Source organism: Exiguobacterium sp. FSL W8-0210 (assembly GCF_038006045.1).
Classification (GTDB): Bacteria; Bacillota; Bacilli; order Exiguobacteriales; family Exiguobacteriaceae; genus Exiguobacterium_A.
The window spans coordinates 2,683,592-2,702,344 of record NZ_JBBOUK010000001.1; the positions used below are offsets into that span (position 1 = coordinate 2,683,592).

Below are 18,753 nucleotides of genomic sequence, written 5' to 3' on the forward strand. Positions count from 1 at the left end.
CTCATCCTTATTAAAGATACGATTCATTATTCAGGAGCTGACTCAAACAGATGCAAATATCGGACATATCCTTTTTCATCGTAGACTACTTCTAAAGCATTCTTCTTTTTGACAGTATAGAGACTGATTTTTTTGATTTGATGTTGATCAAGCGCGCTGTTCCCTCGCATCAATTTCGAAGACAACGCCGGGTCGAATCGGTAAGACTTCTTCGGTTTTCCGAAAACATCCATTATTTGTTTTTCACTAATATCGTTCCGTTTTTCCGTACTCATCGGTAAAAGTATTTCGTCCACAGTTTTCTTATTGCGATATGTTCCGTACAAGGCATTCCCTTTAAAAATACCACTCGTATAGACTTTTCCTTGGTAATAGAACTTTCCATTCGTTCCTTTTACTTTAGAGTAAGAATCATACAACTTATGCGAAGCCTTCACGAACGTTCCGGTTTGATTCAACATATTCTTCTGAGACGTTAACCATTTCACGTTCGTTGTGTTTGATGCTTTTCTGACGGTTAATGAAAGTGTGGCCGTGTACCCTTCATATGTCCCTTTGATTGTTACTTTACCAGGCGATTTTCCGATTAACTTCCCATTTGAGAAGTAAGCGATTTGTGAATTATCCGAGCGCCACGCGACTTGATTCGTCAATTTCGTTTTCGTACCGTCTTTCGCTATTGCGACAAACGTCGGCGTCATATCATTTCGAACAATCAATGAATTAAAGTCTGTACTAATCTGTGCGTTCACAGTTCGCTTTTTTAAGTTTTTCGTATCGTAGACACGAACCGGGTCACCTGTCGTAATGATTCTAGACGAGTTTTCGTTAAAGGCAATCCGTGACTCGTCTAGATTTGTATAAATCCGCTTCGCTGTTTGCATATCATATAAGATTCCTTTAGAAGTACCAAGGAACATGCCACTCTCGTCTAAATCAATATCATCGTAGGTTTTCAGTGTCGAGAGGACCGACTTATTGTATGGACTCTTAGACTGATAGATACGGGAGCTATACGTATTAAAAACAAGCGTATTCGATTGTGTCAGATCGTATGAGATGATATTTTCTGATGGTAACACTTCCGTTATCAAATCTAAGTTATGGTTCATGACACGAATCGAGGTGTTATCACCAATCATGATGTAATCATTCGATACTTTTAGCGCACCATATGTGTCAATCCCGCGAGCAGCTAATACCTTTTCACTATTCAGGTCATATAAAAAAATATGGTCGTCAGATGCGATGACGAGTTTCGAGGAGTTCGGCAAAAAGTTCACTTTGATCCCGCTATTGAATCGATACGTCTCTCCATTGTATTCAAGACTGTCAATCGTACAAATTTCATCTCCGAACGCATCATAAATCGTAAAGTACGTGTGCCAAAATTCTTTGGCGATGAATTTCGACTCGTCCTTACTAACATCTAGCAATGTATCCCCCGTAGGATTTTTCCGTAACAATATACCTGTTTTTAAATCAAAGAGCTTCGTTCCTTCGTAATCAGAGTGATACATCGTATTGCCTCGAATGATCATGTTATTTCCAGTCACATCGTTTTCTTTAATTTGAGCGACAGTTGGCAGACTGACACTTGCTGATGCTGACATTCCAGGGTACAACAGCGAAATCACTACAGCTCCTGCTATCATTTTTTTCATTTTTTCATCTCCTTATTCTTCAACGGATATCCTACATATTATAGAAAAAGTAATAAAAATAAAGGATTAATTTGAAATATAAGGAAATAATATTATTGAGTGCGGATTTTATATACTTTACTAAATAGAATTTAACAATAAATTGTAATAATGTTTTTTATTGTATAATATATAGGCAAGATACAATGTTTCGCATGGATCAAAGGATTTATTTGGACACTTATTTCAATAGAGGAGGTCTTGTATGAAAGGACTACACACCGTTGTATTTTGCAATAGGTTTGTGGTTCTTACGCAATGTTAGTGAACGTTGACGGGTATACTCCCGAATAAACAAAATCGTTTTCTTACAATATTAAAGCTTCGGATCTGGATTACGACAGAGCACTCGAATACGGAGTAGATCGAAGTTAGCACGCCCATATATGAGGCGTTCGATCATTTTCAATCGATTGACATTACCTTCCACGTAGCCATTGTTTTCTTCGTACTGACAGGCTGCCAAAATGACCGGAAGATCTTTTTTGAGGCGACGTACAAAACGAGCGAGCCTCGGATGCGCCATGACTTTCGGGTTCATAATCAATTGGAGCAGCTCCTCGCTATCTCGCACGCGTATGGCTTCTCGGAATCCTTGGATGAAGCAGAATGGGATTGAAAGATCCGGATATTCGCGCAGCAACTCTGAAACATCTGCGATGTCTTTCTCATTCTTTTTCGGCCATTGCCAAAGTAGTCGACACGCATCTTTACGCGAAAAAAAGAGCGGATTTTCCAGAAGCAGCCCCCTACGAATATCTCGAGCCTGATAGCGGATAGCCCCGTAAGATCCCTTATACCCTAGACCTCTGAGCAACCGTTCGATTTCCTTCAATGTCAAATGGTTCATACGTACTCTCTTAAATGGTCCATATAGCGATCAATTGAGTGGGGACGCTTCGGTCGTAGTAACGAGGTTTGATCATTAAGCTCACTATACTTCTTGACAGTTCGCCAATTCAGGTGAAGAGAACGAGCGATTGCATTCAGGGACATGCCCTTTCGATACATGGCTTGAACAAAAGAGACAAGTATTTGACGATTAGAATCGATAGGCAGTAAGTCTGTGATAGAGGACGGAAGTTCCTCTACCGCAGACTGTTTCTTAGGGATAGGCAGGCGACCAGGTAGCACACGTCTACAAACGGTAACGAACAACTCCCACAGATTGTGGATCAGGTGGAAACGATCACTCACTACTGTGACGCCTTTTTTCTGAAGTGTTTCCTGATATCCTGGGAATCTGTCTGAAGACGCTCGGACAGGCTTTTCGATGAGTCGATCCATCCATGCGATCAGCTCGTCGGGATTCCGTGAACGGAATAATTCGATTGGACGATGGGTCTGTGCATTGCAGATGATTGTTCCATAACGACGTCCTTTTTTGAAGGCGAAGTCGTCAATCCCGATGATACCTGGCTGTTCCGAAGGAACAGGGACGCGTCTCAAAATCTTGAGAAGTGTATCGTGACTGATCCTTATACCGATCGTCGGGCAAACACGTGCCGCTTCCTTAGCATTCATGGCAAGCATCAATGTCGTCAATACATGGTTGGTCCGATTGGTCCGTCTAGAATAAGGTATCGCCCACTCGAGGCGTTCAGTAAAAATGATGCGTTCACAATTCGGATTATCGCAAAACCATTTCGGAACCCGGAGCGTGAGTCGGATACAATGCTGTATTCTGAACAGGTCACCAATCCTTCTTCAAGTGAAACCATGCCTTCTGTCACAACGTGCACCGCAGTCCGGACAGTGGCTAGTGGATGAGACAAGATGCGCCATAAGGTGTGTTTCGTGATCAGTCTTCTCCATCGTCATGATGCGAATACGCGGATCCAGCTCTTCGATCTCGTACATAGGAATCAGTCCTTTTTAACTCTATTCCCATAGTATTGAAAACATTACCTCACTAACATTGCGTAAGAACCAGGTTTGTGCAGTAAACTGCAGAAAAAAGTACAGAACTTTGCCAGTACATATTTAATTTCTTGATAATGCATGTGTGACGCGGTAACTGTCACCCGTGAAAGTCAGAATGTGCGCATGATGAATCACGCAATCGACGAGTGCCGACTTCAATCTCGGGTCTGTGAAAATGCGATTCCATTGACTGAATTCTAGATTTGATGTGATGATGATACTTTTCTTTTCGTACCAGTCTGTTATGAGATGGAAAAGCAGCTCAGCGGACTCTTTGGATAATGGAAGATAGCCCATCTCATCTAAGACGATAAGATCCGCGGAATCGAGACGTGCGTGGAAGCTACTCAGCTTCCCATCACGCCATGCCTTGGTAAGTTGCTCTACGAGCTCCGAAACACGAAAGAATCGTACCTCCTTTCCTTTACGGCAGGCTTCCCGTCCTAGACCAATCGCTAGATGCGTCTTCCCTGTGCCGGGGGCACCTGTGAGTACGATATTTTGTTGATGATCGATGAAGGATAGTGACATCAATTCCTCTTTTTTGAGATGGCGGGGAAAGTAGATGTTATCATGCCAACGATAGTCTTCAAGCGATTTGTTATTGATGAACTTTGATTTTTTTATGAGCCTCTCTGCCTTCGCTTCTTCACAAAGCCTCATCTCCGTCTCGAAGAGTCGCATGAGAAACATCTCGGACGATTCCATCGGAATCGATTCGTAAATTTCAGCGACGTATGCGAGTCGGAGGGATTTGCACATTTCTTTTAGATTCACGGCTGCACCTCACTCTGCCACGGTCGGTTCAAACTGTCATACTTGCTCCAGTCGACATCGTAGGGATGCTCTTCGATGTCCGAATACGCATCGCTCTGGCTCAGTAGTTCATATAATCGTTCATCGATTTCAGTGATGGAATGCATGACTAATCTAGAACGTAGCCACCCCAGTCTTTCTCTCTGTATCATCAGATTTTGGATGTTCAAACACTCTCGAATTCGTCCAGGGAGGTACTCCGCGTGACGTGAATGACCATAACTACGTGGCTTTTTATACCATTCTTTGAGAATGCTTTCCCAAGGTAACGCCCTTTTCGTCATCATATAAGGTCGTTTTTCTTCGTACAGGATTTCTCCGTGACGAGAAATGATTTTCATATCGTCCCATTTCAGGATTGCTCTCACTTGTCCATGTCGAGAACCAAATCGAACGAGAATTTTCGTTTGATCGATGGTCACTTCTCCATATTTGTTCACCTTCAAGAGTTCCTCCCTAAACACCGGAAAATCTTCTTCCAGCAGTCGAAGGAGATACTTTTGCTCTTCCACAACGAGATCTTTGATCCGTACTTTCTTTTCGTAATGTATACGTTCCATGTCATCCCTGAGGGATGATGCGAGGCGCCGGTTCAACGACTGTCAACAGCGGTTTAAAATCCCTTCTTAATAACGGATTAAAAATCCCTTTTTTACACGTTACTCTTGGAAACTATCGACACGGGTCGGCTGGATGCCGGCCCGTTTCTTTTCCCTCATCCGATATGAATCTCCCCGAATGTTAAAAGTGGTCGCATGATGAAGAAGACGATCTAAAATTGCGGTTGCCAAAACCTCGTCACCAAATATTTGTCGACGTCAAGTAGAAATTGACGTTTTCTGCTCGATTGATATTTACACTTCTGTTGAAAATAAATTCTTACGATTTCTCATGCGATGACTGTCGTCATCGCTATGAATCACTTCGACACGATGTAAGAGACGGTCTAATATTGCAGTTGTGATTCCTTGATCACCAATTAGTTCGCCCCATTGATCCGGACTTTTATTCGAGGTTAGAATAATTGAGCTTCGTTCATACAGATGATTGATAAGATGGAAGAATAGATTAGCTTCTCTCTGATCCATCGCCATATACATCAAATCGTCAACGATGACGAGATCGGATTCTCTCAAACGCTTTAGTTGAACTTTAGACTTATTAGAAAACTCCTCCGATTTCAATAAGTGAATCAACTCACCCATCGTAACGAAAAATACTCTGTATCCACGTTGGACAGCTTCTAATCCCAAGCCGACTGCTAAAAACGTTTTGCCGACGCCAGGCGGACCGAGTAGGATTAAGTTATAATGCTGCTCGAGCCAACTCAATTCGATCAACTGCTTCAATTGTCGGCCCGTCAGGGCCGTTTGTTCATCAATTTTAAATTCTGATAATGGCTTCAAAAAAGGGAAGCGAGCCCATTTCATACGTCTTTCTAAGCTCTTCGCTTCTCGTTTCTCCCGTTCATGACGTGTGATGGCTTCGAGAAACTCTAGATACGTCCAAGATGATTTCTCAGCTTCTCGTAAAATCTGTGGAAGCGCATCGGCGGTCTCCGCCAATCTCAACTGTCTGAACTGCTGTTGTAAGTCTGTCACGGTCTGATTCATCACACGTCTCCTCTCAAGATACTGACATACGTACTTAACGGACGTGTGTTCACTTGGATATCAGAAACATGTTTTCCGATGGAATGGACACGTGATTCCGCGATCGGACTCGTATTCGAACTCAGGTAACGTGCGACGTCTCGAAAGTCATTCGCGCTGTATAGCTTCTCCTGTGTACATTTCTCGAGTGACTGGTCCAATTGCGGACCATAGTCATGGATGACATTTTCGATGATCGCTAACTGCTCACGCTTGTAGCGCGGAAATTTTTTGCAGAGTTCTTCCAAGTAATGCGTGGCTTTTTCCTCATCCGTAAAGTGGCCGGTCAGATGTTGTTTAAGCTCGTCGATGCCATGTGAACGATCCCTTAGATGATGACGGCTCTGAATCAATTTCCCTCTTTCTGAACTGACGGGATGATCCGCAATCACTTTCCCTTCCGGCTGTGTCCGGATGAGCAGTCGGTTAGCGTCAGTCAACTCGATAAAGACGGTGTTGGCCGCATAGGAAGAATAGGTCCCGAGAGGGACTGAATAACGATTGGAACGGTATCGAATCGTATTGTCCTTGCTAACGTTCCTTGCTATACTCGACACATGGGTACTTTCATATGAGAGTAACGAATGGACCGGTTGTAAGTGTTGTTTTTCGAAGGAGAACACTTCAGCTGGTCTTTTTTTCGTTGTCTGATGGACATTATGATTTCCTGTCCGTGCTAGCCACTGCGACGCCCGTCGATTCCAATCTTCGATGTTCGAATACACACGGCTATCCGCAAAGTTTCCTTTGATATACTTGACGACGTTCTCGATCATTCCTTTAGATTCTGGGTCCGCACGCCTGCACAAATGGACGTTGAATTTTCTTTGCTGCACATATTGTTGGAATTCAGAGGTCAATAGGAGTTCACCTGCATTTTCACTGACCGCAATCAGATGATCTTGATCGTAGACAATTTCGGTTGTCCGTCCGCCGTAAAACTGGAAGGCATTCTCATGACAACGTATAGCGTCTCGTGTCGTGAATGGTCTGTTCTGCCACTCCATATACTTCATGCGAGAGTGAGCGAGCACGAAAGCGATGAAGTATAACTTGATTTCTTTGTTACTCTTCGTTCTTTGCTTCGTTTCTCCCCAGTCAACTTGGAGTTGTTTTCCCATCGGTTGTTCAGGAATCGCCTCGTATTGGCGTACCTTCCGTTTTTTATCGATTTGATTTACTTCGCGTATTTCTCTGACATACGTCCTGACGGTGCTTCCACCGACTAGAAGTTCCGGATATCTTTCCAGTAACCAATCATGGATTTGAGCGCTGCTGAGGTGTGGGAACTCCTCTAACCAGGCTACTATCCAGTCTTTGTACGGATCCAACTTTTTGACCCTCGATTGCGATAACTCTTCTGAATGACTTTTCACTTCTTCGAAAGTCATGTTCAAATACTTATAGACCGTAGGTCTTGAGATTTTAAGTTCTTTTGCAATTTGAGCAATCTTAAATTTTTTTGATGTGACTGATGGATTTTGATATGTAGCATTAACTTTTCCTCCAACGTTTTTCCTTCCAGATCAAATAATGACAGTCACTATTTTACTAGAGTTCTAAATAAATTGAGCAAAAGTGTAAAGCGTCATCGAGCAAAAACCGTCAACTAAATTCTAACGGTTACAATCCCGTCTCGTCAGAGATGGCTTTGATTGTCCATCCTTTGCTTCTTAACTCACGAATCATAAAAAAATCCCTCACTTCGGATCATGTCTCACACTCCATTTTCAGGTTGTCAGAATCATTATCCGTTAATTTGAGGGATTTTTAATACATTGATACAAGGGATTTTAACAGCGTTGATTACAAGCAACATCGATAAGTAAATCTAAATCACGAAACATCCGTAGCCCAATCGAATGATAAATTTTTTGTCCAATGACGGGTCCCTTCAAATAAATTAAAGGGATATCATTAGAAGAAAATACTTTAACAATAAAAATAAGCTCTTTAGTCAAATTCAATAGTTGAAAATATATCATTTGTTTCTCAGTTTTTATATTCGTTTTCCTCTCAAAATATGGATAATCATTTGCAGAAAGTAAAGAATGTAACCTATGGTAAGTAACTAATTCAAAAATATCATTATTTTTTTCAATATTTTATTTAACGCCCTAAACAATTTCTCGACATCTGTATGGCTATACATCATTAAAAATCTCCTTTAGTTAATATAGTCGTATATTCCTATATCACTTTCTTAAAAGATTTATAGAATGCCAGTAATAAAAAAATTTAGGTAGTTCTAACTGTAAATGTAAAATATATTTTTGTTAAACTTGAGAGAGCGTAAAATATCTTGTGTAAATGAATAAATAGAAAAAGGAAGACCTTTTCTTGTAGAATTAAGTCACCACAACCCATTCACAGAAAAGAGGCCTTCCCTATGACTCAGTTTACAACAGATATCATGCAAGCTCTAGTAAAAAAAGAAGACATCTCCGAAGTTTTCCGCAAGCATCTGGAGACAGCGGTCAATACGCTCCTTCAGACCGAACTCACAGCTTTCCTGGATTACGAAAAATATGACCGCATCGGCTTCAACTCCGGCAATTCCCGGAATGGCGTCTACACGCGGACACTCCATACGGAGTACGGGGATTTAAACCTGTCGATTCCACGTGACCGGAACGGCGAATTCAACCAACAGACGGTCGCTCCATACAAGCGCTCAAACGATACGCTGGAATCTTTCGTCATTCACATGTTCCAGAAAGGCGTCACGATGTCCGAGATCTCGGATCTGATTGAGAAGATGTACGGCCATCACTACACCCCGCAAACGATTTCCAATATGACGAAAGCGATGAGTGAACAGGTCGAAGCGTTTAAATCTCGTCCGTTGGATAAGCGCTATGCCTGTGTCTATCTGGATGCGACTTACATTTCCCTCAAGCGCGACACCGTCTCCAAGGAAGCCGTCTATATCGCAGTTGGCATCCGGGAGGATGGCTCGAAAGAAGTCCTGGCTTATACAGTGGCGCCCACGGAATCCGCGTTCGTTTGGGAAGAAGTCCTATTGGACTTAAAGGAGCGCGGTGTCGAAGAGGTGCTTCTGTTTATCTCCGACGGCTTGAAAGGCATCACCGATCGCATCTTTGCGGTTTTTCCGGATGCCAAGTATCAAGCGTGCTGCGTCCATCTGTCGCGCAACATCTCCCACAAAGTCCGTGTCGCTGACCGGCCAGAAATCTGTGAAGACTTCAAATCGGTGTACCGGGCGGAAAGCCGGAAACTGGGCGAAGAGGCACTGAAAGCCTTTGTCGAGAAATGGAAAACCGCCTATCCGAAAGTGACAAGATCATTGGAATCCAATCCCTTTATTTTCACCTTCTACGACTTCCCAAAATCGATTTGGCGAAGCATCTATTCGACAAACCTCATCGAGTCGTTCAATAAGAAAGTGAAGAAATACAGCAAGCGCAAGGAGCAATTCCCGAACGAAGATTCCTTGGACCGCTTCCTGGTTTCCCAATTCGAAATCTATAATCAGAACTTCTCCACCCGTTGCCATATCGGATTCGATCAAGCTCGTGCAGAGCTGGTTGAGATGTTCAAACAGGCTTAATCAACATATATACAAGAAAAGGATTTACTTATTTACACATAATTATTGACGGTCTCAAACTTGAGTAAAAAGAATCAAAAAAAACACATATGATTGATGTTACAATTATCTCTATAAATAATCATAAAGAAGGTTTTTTAAATTAAAAATACTTTTATAGATTTATCTAACGATGATGTAAAAAAAATTCAGACGTTAATGTTAGCACATCTAACATATTTTTTAGATGACAATGATATCTCTTATCACATTATCGCTGGAACATTATTAGGTGCAGTAAGACATAAAGGATTTATACCGTGGGATGATGATATTGATATTGCGATTAAAAGAAAAGATTATGATCGATTATTGAAAACATTTAAAAATTGCGATTTATTCTTTTTACAAAGTTGGCATAGTGACGAAAATTACGGACAGCCATTTTGTAAGTTGAGATTAAATAATTCTATTTATCAAGAATATTCTGCTAAAAAAACTGATATTCATCATGGTATTTATATTGATATCTTTCCACTTGACGAAGTTTCTCAAAATAAATTTGTATATATGTTGCAGAAATATCTAGGTTCCTGCCTTCAAAAAATCATTTCAATTAAATCTAAATATATATATGAAGAAAGTAAATTTAAAAAAGCAATTAAGTTACTTATTTTTTATATTACGTTCTTAGTTAAGAAAAAATGTTTGATTCAATCTTTCGAATTTATTAATAAGTATTTATCTAGATATAATTCTTCAAATAGATTAGTTTGTACAGGTGGATCTTATGGTTTCAATAAAGAAATTGTCTATAAAGAATGGTTTAATTCTTTCAAATTAATTCCTTTTGAAAACATAATGGTTAAAGCCCCCTGTAATTATACTGACTATTTGAAGAATTTATACGGTGATTACAATAAACTTCCTTCTGTAAATAATAGAGTGGGCAGACATCGTGTACTCGTAAAAAAAATATCAATTAGTCAATATAACTTATTGAAAAAATAAATAGTTGATTATTAAACTAGTATGTAAATATGTCGTTTTATAAAAATTGAGTGCAAACCTCTTCCAAAATGGAACCTTACGCTGATTCTAATAAAAATACTTCCGCTAAGTAGATTGTTAATTTTAAAATGTCCTATTCGCTTTGAATCATTAATTAAATAGTAGCCTCCTTCAACCTAATTAATGTCTTTCTGCATTGATAGGGTTGAAGAAAACTATATGATTCAACTTACGCAATGTAATAAATGTTTAATGTCCAAATACTTAAAGATAAATTTTACTAAAATCAAAATGTTTACACTTTATATTTTCCTATAAATTCACCTTTAATTTTTAGTAGTGTTTCAACACTTAAATCAAAACTATTTTCTTTTACACTAAAGTAAAATTTAATTTTTGGTTCTGTACCGGATGGGCGAAGTGTAATCCATGCTTCATCTTCCAGGTGTATCTTCAATACGTTCGATGTTGGCAAGTTGATACGAGTAATTTCGTTCGTCTTAAGATTAATGCTTTGACTTAGTAGATAATCCTCGACCATCACGACTCTTTTACCTGCAATTTCATTCATAGGTGCTTGTCGGACTTGTTCCATCATTTCTTGAATTTGCGTTGCACCATCTTTACCTTTTAACGTCAATGAGATGAGATCTTCTTGATAGTACCCATATTGCTCCATTAAGTTAAGTAAGGCATCGTACAATGTCATTCCTTGTTCATGATAATATGATGCGACTTCTGCAATAAATACAGCTGCTTGAACAGCATCTTTATCACGAACGAATTCTTTAATCAGATAGCCGTAGCTTTCTTCATAACCAAATAAGAACGTATTTGAAGATTGTTCTTCAAATTGTTTAATCTTTTCTCCGATGAATTTGAATCCAGTTAATGTATCAATTGTCTCCATACCATAATCGGTAGCGATCTTACGACCAATTGTATTTTGCAATAGGTTTGTGCAGTGAATTGCAGAAAAAAGTACAGAACTTTGCCAGGCATTCAATTTCTTGATAATGCGTGAGTGACACGATAACTGTCACCCGTGAAGGTTAAAATGTGCGCATGATGGATCACGCGATCGACGAGTGCTGACGTCAATCTTGGATCTGCGAAAACACGATTCCATTGACTGAATTCTAGATTTGAAGTGATGATGATGCTTTTCTTTTCGTACCAGTCTGTTATGAGATGGAAAAGGAGCTCTGCTGACTCTTTGGATAATGGAAGATAGCCCATTTCATCTAAGACGATCAGGTCCGCAGAATCGAGACGTGCGTGGAAGCTACTCAGCTTTCCATCACGCCATGCTTTGGTGAGTTGCTCTACGAGCTCCGAAACACGAAAAAACCGCACCTCCTTTCCTTTACGACAGGCTTCCCGTCCTAAACCAATCGCAAGATGTGTCTTCCCAGTGCCAGGGGCACCTGTGAGCACCACGTTTTGTTGATGATCGATGAAAGAGAGCGACATTAATTCTTCTTTCTTGAGATGACGGGGAAAGTAAATGTTGTCATGCCAACGATAGTCTTCGAGCGATTTGTTATTGATGAACTTTGCTTTTTTTATAAGTCGCTCTGCCTTCGCTTCTTCACGAAGCCTCATCTCCATTTCAAAAAGTGTCAGGAGAAACGTCTCGGACGATTCCATCGGAATCGTTTCGTAAATTTCAGCGACGTAAGCGAGCCGAAGGGATTTGCACATCTCTTTTAGATTCACGACTGCACCTCACTCTGCCACGGTCGATTCAAACTGTCATACTTGCTCCAGTCGACATCGTAGGGGTGCTCTTCGATGTCAGAATAGGCATCGCTTTGGCTCAGTAGCTCATACAATCGTTCATCGATTTCAGTGATTGAATGCAGGACTAATCTAGACCGTAGCCATCCCAGTCTTTCTCTACGTATCATCAGATTTTGGATGTTCAGATACTCTCGAATTCGTCCAGGGAGGTACTCCGCGTGACGTGAATGACCATAACTACGTGGCTTTTTGTACCATTCGTTGAGAATGCTTTCCCAAGGTAACGCCCGTTTCGTCATCATATAAGGTCGTTTTTCTTCGTACAGGATTTCTCCATGACGAGAAATGATTTTCATATCGTCCCATTTTAGGATTGCTCTCACTTGTCCATGTCGGGAACCCGATGGAACGAGAATCTTTGTTTGATCGATGGTCACTTCTCCATATTTGTTCACCTTCAAGAGTTCCTCTCTAAACACTGGAAAATCTTCTTCCGGCAGTCGAAGGAGGTGCTTCTGCTCTTCCACAACGAGATCTTTGATCCGTACTTTCTTTTCGTAATGGATACGTTCCATGTCATCCCTGAGGGATGATGCGAGGCGCCGATTCAACGACTCGAAGTCATTCATGATAGGAGAAGGAACTAGGAAGTTGTAACGGACATAGCCGACCTTGTTTTCGACGCTTCCTTTCTCATTCCCACTGTACGGATTACAGCTTTGAACCTGGAAACCATAGTGCGCCACGAATTGCTGAAAGGCATCCGTATAAACGGCTTCTTCTTTTGTTGTCCGTACTTTAGCGACAGCTGCCGGGAGATTGTCGATTCGTAATTGTTGCGGCACGCCTCCGATTTCTTCGAACAGTCTCTTCAATCCGGTCAGGAAACATTCCTGGTTCTCTGCTGGTAATGCAACCGCAGCTGTTCGATTGCTATATGGCATGGATAGGATCAAGCAATGCACATCGACCGCATGACTATCCTTCACGACTTCCATGACACCAAAATCTACTTGTGCTTCTCCGGGAGGGTGGGCCAATCGTTCGAATCGACTATCGTTTTCTACATCGCGACCTAGTCGCCATTCTTTTATAAATTGACAGACGGTCCGGTAGGACCCTTCAAATCCATATGTACATAAGGTCTCATATAGTTTTTTATTGGTTCGCCGTTGTTTCTTTTTCATCATCGCATCTTCCTGTAGCCAGTCCTCAATCATCTCGCCCCAACGGGTGCCATACATCATGCCTCGCTTGGAAGAAGAACTTTCTTTTGGTAGAAAAGACTCATCGGCATATTTTTTAGCAGTTCGCCAGTTCAGGTTAAGATCTTTCGCGATTTTATTGATGGAATAGGATTTATGGTTCCTTAAAAATTTGATACAATTGATTTCGGACATTGTTAGCATTCCTTTCATCTCCTTAACGTTCTTGTTTCGCAACTTAAACGTTAGGATGAAGTTGTGGGTGCTGGCAAGTCCTTTTCTTTTTTCGCAAAAGGAGTGCAGAACTGTGTACGTTTCCGTCGCACAAGTCTGCACTCCTATTCTGCATTACACACCAATCTCAGAAGTAACGATTGTTTTTAAGACAGCACCATCCATAGGAAGACTTCCTGCTCGCTTTTTCTGCTCCAAAATGTAGTGTAGCATTAGTGCGCCCGCTTGATTTCCTGTTAAGACTTCATATTGTCCTTTAGCGTTCTTCACAGCAACACCAAGTCGATCTGCATCTGGATCAGTTGCGAGTAATAAATCCGCATCGTGCTCTTTTCCATAACGAATCGCATATTCAAAGGCCGCACGTTCTTCTGGATTCGGCGAATCGACGGTCGAGAATTCTGGATCTGGAGTCATCTGCTCTGTTACCAAAATGACATTTTCAAAACCAAATCGCTTTAGCCCTTCTGGAACAAGATGATGCGCCGTTCCGTGAAGTGGCGTAAATACGATTTTCATATTTGCCTTTGTAACTTTTCGCAATTGAAGTGTGTCCAGTGCAGCTAGATATGCTCGATCAAACTCGTCACCAATCATTTGCAACAAACCGGTTTTCAAAAGCGTTTCGTACTCCACAAACGGAATCGTTAATTCGTTTTCAATTTGGTTGATGTACGAAGTAATGACATCCGCCATTTCAAGCGGCATTTGACCACCATCTTCTGCATAAATCTTAATTCCATTGTATTCAGGCGGATTATGACTTGCGGTGATAACAATCCCTGAAAATGTATTCAGATAGCGAATTGAGAAAGATAACTCTGGCGTCGGACGTAGCGCGTCGAAAACATACGATTTGATATTATAATGTCCTAGTACTTGAGCAATTTCCATCGCAAACTCTGCTGATTTGTGACGCGAATCATACGCAACGACTACTCCACGTTTCATTGCTTCTTCGCCTTGTTCAACAATATAACGGGCAAGTCCGTCGATTGCTTTACGAACAGTGTAGATATTCAAGCGATTTGTACCGACTCCTAGCTCACCACGCATCCCACCTGTTCCGAACTCTAACGATTTATAAAAGCGCTCTTCTAATTCTGATGTCTGATTTAAAATAGAATCCAATTCTGCTTTCAATTCAGAATCAAGATGGTTATATGTATTCCATTGTTGTGCCTTTTCAAGATAATTCATATTGTCCTCCATAACATTTAGTCACTGTTTATGACCGACTTCACTTGTAATCCATTCCATTTGCCCTGAAGTAACAATGATGTTACTCGTCTTTTTAGTAACGATTAAATGATCACCTTTAGTTACTTCTAATGACGCTTCATCAGTTTGAAGAATTCCTGACCCTTCAATAATTGTCATTAACGAAAAGTGAGTTCGTTTTGGGTACACATATCCTTCATTTACGCGATGATGATACACGTCAAACTCGGGTGATTGAACAAGCGTACGAATCATTCCCGCATGAACTAATTGTTCAGATGGTTGCGCAAGCACCGGGATATTAGGAACCGTTGTCACAGCAAGTGCTTTCTCTAAATGAAGTTCTCGTTTATTCCCCTTATCATCCGTTCGATCAAAATCGTATACACGATATGTAGTATCACAAGATTGTTGCGTCTCAAGAATCATGATTCCCTTGCCAATTGCGTGAATCGTTCCACTTTCGACAAAAACAAAATCACCTTTCTTGACGGGTTGTCTTTTGAGCAAATCAGACCATTTTTCGTTAGCAACTGCAGTTTCTAGCTCTGATTTGGTCTGAGCAGTATGTCCAAGAATGAGTTCAGATCCCGGATCAGCATCAAGTACATACCAACATTCCGTTTTACCAAATCGTTCTCCTTCTAAACTGTACGCTTGTTCATCATTCGGATGAACTTGTACAGACAAATCATCTTTAGCATCCAGTATTTTAACGAGTAGAGGAAATGTCTCATGAGTGAAATCACCAAATAGTTCTTGACGATGGTTTGCCCAGAGTTCAGATAATGTATGACCCGAATAAGTGCCATTAATAATTGTGTTTTCGCCATTTTGATGCGCCGAAATTCCCCAACACTCACCGATCGTACCGTGAGGAATTTCATAATTAAACTCTTCTTTAAGTCGTTGACTTCCCCAAATACGTTCTTGAAAAATAGGTTCTAATTTTAGTATCATGTCTTCTCCTTATGTATAATATATTAATAATTTCTCATCTGATAGTCACAAGCAGTTTGAAGGACTTTCTGACAGAAGGTACTTCAGCGCTCCATAATTTTTTTGCTTCATTTTCTCTGTATGGCTAAAAGATATTTTTAACGCTGATATTTCACTCAAACCTATACTTATATTACTCAACTAAATAAAAATATTATTTATAAATGTATTTTAAAATTTCTTCTAAATCATCGATTAAGTAGTCGAGTTCTTTATTAATCGGCTTAAGTCGAATCATTTCCTTTAAATAATTTATGAGAGTTGAATTGAAAATTAATTTTGAAAGGTCTTCTACCGAAAACACTTTACAGTAGTTTTCTGTTTCTAGTTTTTTTATAGTAGCTTGATCTTCGATGAGGGAAGTCCGATTTATAAGTATTATTCTACTTTCACCACAAATTGCTTCACTGACTGTACTCCATCCTGGCTTAGTAATAGTAAAATCAGAGGCAGCTATATAATTCTGTGTTTCAGTATAAGTAACTGGTATCTTGTAAACATTTGGATGATCAATATCTATATGTGAAGACACAATAAATTTACAACCTTTAGTTGACCATATAGGAGACTTATTACTAAATTGGTAACTGTGATCAATTTTCATTCCGAGCCCAAAAAATATGATTGTATTTTTTGAAGTAGCATTTAGTTCATCTTTTATTCTTCTTACGTCTCGCATATTAATTGCACGAGAAAAATAACCGTAAGTTTTTGTTGAATTAATGTTCCCCTCTAATGGAAGATAATGACTCATTTTCTTATATGCATTTTTCATGACTCTCAGTTTTGACTCTTCAATTATGTTTTCATACACATCGCTCCATAAGAAATTTGATATCCCAATGCTTAGAATATTTAATACATCTGCCGCTTCGATCGCATTTGCGTATATATCTGTTATGACACAAGCTATATGGTTTTGCTTCAAAAAATCCATTTCATCTTTGATTTTTTGAGGACGTGAAGATAAATATTCTTCATACATTTCATTCATTTTCTCAGAATCCAGTTCTAGAGTATCTGAATTTAAAATATATCCAATATCTGTAGGTACGGCTCGAAATTTTATTCGCTTGTCATCAAAAGAATTCATTAATAACTTGCTAGCAAAACTATGACAAATAGTAATCGTTATCTTTGAGTTTTTTTTCAATAATTCTCGAATGATTGCAATACTACGAGTAGCATGACCATATCCGTAATCTGAAATATAATAAGCAATATTCATTTTTTCCTCCAAACAAAATAGGAGAGAAGTGTTAATTCTCTCCCTGAACAAACAATTAATAAATCACACGCGAGTCAGATTGATTAAAGCACGAAAGTACATCCGACCATTTATAATAAATACGTACAAAATCCTCTTCTGTAATCTCAAGACCAGTCTGTACCTCAATAAACTCTAATTCAGACAGTGCGTAAATACCGTGTTCTTTGCCAGCCGGTAAATGAACGATATCTCCAGCTTTGACTCGAGTAATTCGACCGTCTACTGCCAAATCTCCCTCACCTCGAACAATCGTCCAAACTTCATCTCTTAAAATATGACGATGATAAGAAGAATTACGTCCAGCATAAATACAAATACGTTTTGTGACCATTTCTTTTTGTTCATTGTATTTTGCATAATCAAGTGTTCGTGTCCACCCCCACATGCGTTCTTCATACATTGGTGGTTGATCATATTGCCCAATATAATCTTTGATTTTTGGACTAGCCTCTTTTTCGGATACTAGAATTCCATCAGGGCTAGCTGCAATGACTAGATTTTTCACTCCAATGACTGTTACAGGAATATCAAGTTCATTAATAAGATGTGTATTCGTACTATCTTTTGAAATAATACCTTTACCAATTTGAGAAGTCGCCATCTCTTCTGTCAAAGTATTCCAAGTCCCAAGATCTTTCCAATATCCATCGTAAGGAATGGCGATGATATTGTTTGTATTTTCAACCACTGCGTAATCAAAACTAATTTTAGGTAACGTCGCATAAATGTCGAGTAATTCTTGATAATCTAAAGGCAATCGATTTACTTCAAGTGTTTGAAGTAGATATCCTAAACGAAAAGCAAATACGCCACAGTTCCAGAGCGCACCATCTTCAATCAATGTCTTTGCTTTTTTTTCGGGAGGTTTTTCTGTGAACTGTTGAACTTCAATATACTCATTCAATGTTTTAGTAGATGCTTTAGGAACCATGTAACCATATTTTGAAGAAGGATACGTTGGTTTTACACCGATAAGAGCTAAATCAGCTTTTGAAGAAATCAGTTTTTCTTCTAATACTTTAACTTGTTCGAAAAACTGATCATCGACATAAGGATCAACTGGTAGCACGACTACAACTTCGTCTTTATCTACGTTTTGAACAGAGTACAAATGACTTGCAGCTAAAGCAATTGCTGGATATGTATCACGGCGCTCAGGTTCGATGATCAAAGGGACGTTTTCTCCAATTTGAGTATGAATCATATCTCGTTGCATTTTTGAAGTTGCAACCATTGCATCATCCGATAAACCTGTAGCTTCAAGTTGACCCCATACACGTTGTACCATTGACTGTTCCTGTAAATTATGGCTTTCAAGAACTTTCAAAAATTGTTTCGAACGTGTATCGTTCGAAAGGGGCCATAGGCGTTTACCAGATCCTCCTGATAACAGAACAAGTTTCATATACTACGTCCTCATTTCTAT

15 protein-coding genes and 3 pseudogenes are annotated in these 18,753 nt (G+C 39.9%); 2 read left to right on the forward strand and 16 right to left on the reverse strand.

The features are described 5' to 3' along the window. Positions 1-26: 26 nt before the first annotated feature. From MKY22_RS13930 to MKY22_RS17385, 9 genes and pseudogenes are all read right to left on the reverse strand, one after another. Positions 27-1,664, reverse strand: a complete 1,638-nt coding sequence (locus tag MKY22_RS13930; RefSeq protein ID WP_341089368.1) for a hypothetical protein — start codon at positions 1,662-1,664, stop codon at positions 27-29. A gap of 355 nt (positions 1,665-2,019) precedes the next feature. Further along, a complete protein-coding gene (locus MKY22_RS13935) occupies positions 2,020-2,553 on the reverse strand; it encodes a transposase (protein WP_341089370.1) in 534 nt (177 codons plus the stop codon). Beyond that, entirely contained in the window at positions 2,550-3,248 is a 699-nt protein-coding gene (locus MKY22_RS13940; RefSeq protein ID WP_341089372.1) for a transposase, read from the reverse strand. Before MKY22_RS13940 ends, MKY22_RS13935 begins: the two co-directional genes overlap by 4 nt. Before the next feature lie 438 nt (positions 3,249-3,686). Continuing rightward, positions 3,687-4,388 (reverse strand): IS21-like element helper ATPase IstB, encoded by a 702-nt coding sequence (gene istB, locus MKY22_RS13945; RefSeq protein WP_341089374.1) that lies wholly within the window; start codon positions 4,386-4,388, stop codon positions 3,687-3,689. An 11-nt stretch (positions 4,389-4,399) separates the two neighbouring features. Beyond that, a complete protein-coding gene (locus tag MKY22_RS13950; protein ID WP_341089377.1) occupies positions 4,400-4,882 on the reverse strand; it encodes a hypothetical protein in 483 nt (160 codons plus the stop codon). 219 nt (positions 4,883-5,101) lie between these two features. After that, positions 5,102-5,254, reverse strand: a pseudogene (locus MKY22_RS13955) (ATP-binding protein); the annotation flags it as partial. A gap of 42 nt (positions 5,255-5,296) precedes the next feature. After that, complete coding sequence (istB, locus tag MKY22_RS13960) at positions 5,297-6,055, reverse strand: IS21-like element helper ATPase IstB (RefSeq protein ID WP_341085887.1); 759 nt, start codon at positions 6,053-6,055, stop codon at positions 5,297-5,299. Continuing rightward, positions 6,055-7,589 (reverse strand): annotated as a pseudogene (istA, locus tag MKY22_RS13965) (IS21 family transposase). The gene istB (MKY22_RS13960) and the pseudogene istA (MKY22_RS13965) overlap by 1 nt, the downstream one beginning before the upstream one ends. Positions 7,590-7,887: 298 nt before the next feature. Further along, complete coding sequence (locus tag MKY22_RS17385) at positions 7,888-8,196, reverse strand: nucleotidyltransferase family protein (RefSeq protein ID WP_445298383.1); 309 nt, start codon at positions 8,194-8,196, stop codon at positions 7,888-7,890. Between the two features lie 287 nt (positions 8,197-8,483). Between MKY22_RS17385 and MKY22_RS13970 the strand changes: the two genes are divergently transcribed. Next, complete coding sequence (locus tag MKY22_RS13970) at positions 8,484-9,665, forward strand: IS256 family transposase (RefSeq protein WP_341088539.1); 1,182 nt, start codon at positions 8,484-8,486, stop codon at positions 9,663-9,665. Positions 9,666-9,863: 198 nt separating this feature from the next. After that, positions 9,864-10,655 carry a LicD family protein gene (locus tag MKY22_RS13975; protein WP_341089379.1) on the forward strand — a complete coding sequence of 264 codons (792 nt, stop codon included), beginning with the start codon at positions 9,864-9,866 and terminating at the stop codon, positions 10,653-10,655. Positions 10,656-10,950: 295 nt separating this feature from the next. Here the strand turns inward: MKY22_RS13975 and MKY22_RS13980 are convergent, their stop codons facing one another. The 7 genes and pseudogenes from MKY22_RS13980 to MKY22_RS14010 all read right to left on the reverse strand — a co-directional run bounded on the left by MKY22_RS13980 (position 10,951) and on the right by MKY22_RS14010 (position 18,732). Beyond that, the gene (locus tag MKY22_RS13980) at positions 10,951-11,661 is read right to left on the reverse strand and encodes a phosphomannomutase (protein WP_341089381.1); all 711 of its coding nucleotides are present in this window, start codon (positions 11,659-11,661) and stop codon (positions 10,951-10,953) included. Continuing rightward, positions 11,658-12,359, reverse strand: coding sequence for an IS21-like element helper ATPase IstB (gene istB, locus MKY22_RS13985; RefSeq protein ID WP_341088992.1), 702 nt, complete (start codon positions 12,357-12,359; stop codon positions 11,658-11,660). Before istB (MKY22_RS13985) ends, MKY22_RS13980 begins: the two co-directional genes overlap by 4 nt. An 11-nt stretch (positions 12,360-12,370) precedes the next feature. Next, positions 12,371-13,807: an IS21 family transposase gene (gene istA, locus MKY22_RS13990; RefSeq protein WP_341088991.1), complete on the reverse strand. Its 1,437-nt coding sequence runs from the start codon at positions 13,805-13,807 to the stop codon at positions 12,371-12,373. Between the two features lie 150 nt (positions 13,808-13,957). Continuing rightward, positions 13,958-15,037: pseudogene (locus MKY22_RS13995) on the reverse strand (phospho-sugar mutase); the annotation flags it as partial. Between the two features lie 21 nt (positions 15,038-15,058). Next, on the reverse strand, positions 15,059-16,018 hold the full coding sequence (gene manA / locus MKY22_RS14000) for a mannose-6-phosphate isomerase, class I (RefSeq protein WP_312193498.1): 960 nt from the start codon (positions 16,016-16,018) through the stop codon (positions 15,059-15,061). A 193-nt stretch (positions 16,019-16,211) separates the two neighbouring features. Continuing rightward, positions 16,212-17,285, reverse strand: a complete 1,074-nt coding sequence (locus tag MKY22_RS14005) for a hypothetical protein (RefSeq protein WP_312193497.1) — start codon at positions 17,283-17,285, stop codon at positions 16,212-16,214. A 55-nt stretch (positions 17,286-17,340) separates the two neighbouring features. Beyond that, a complete protein-coding gene (locus MKY22_RS14010) occupies positions 17,341-18,732 on the reverse strand; it encodes a sugar phosphate nucleotidyltransferase (RefSeq protein ID WP_312193496.1) in 1,392 nt (463 codons plus the stop codon). Positions 18,733-18,753 lie beyond the last annotated feature (21 nt).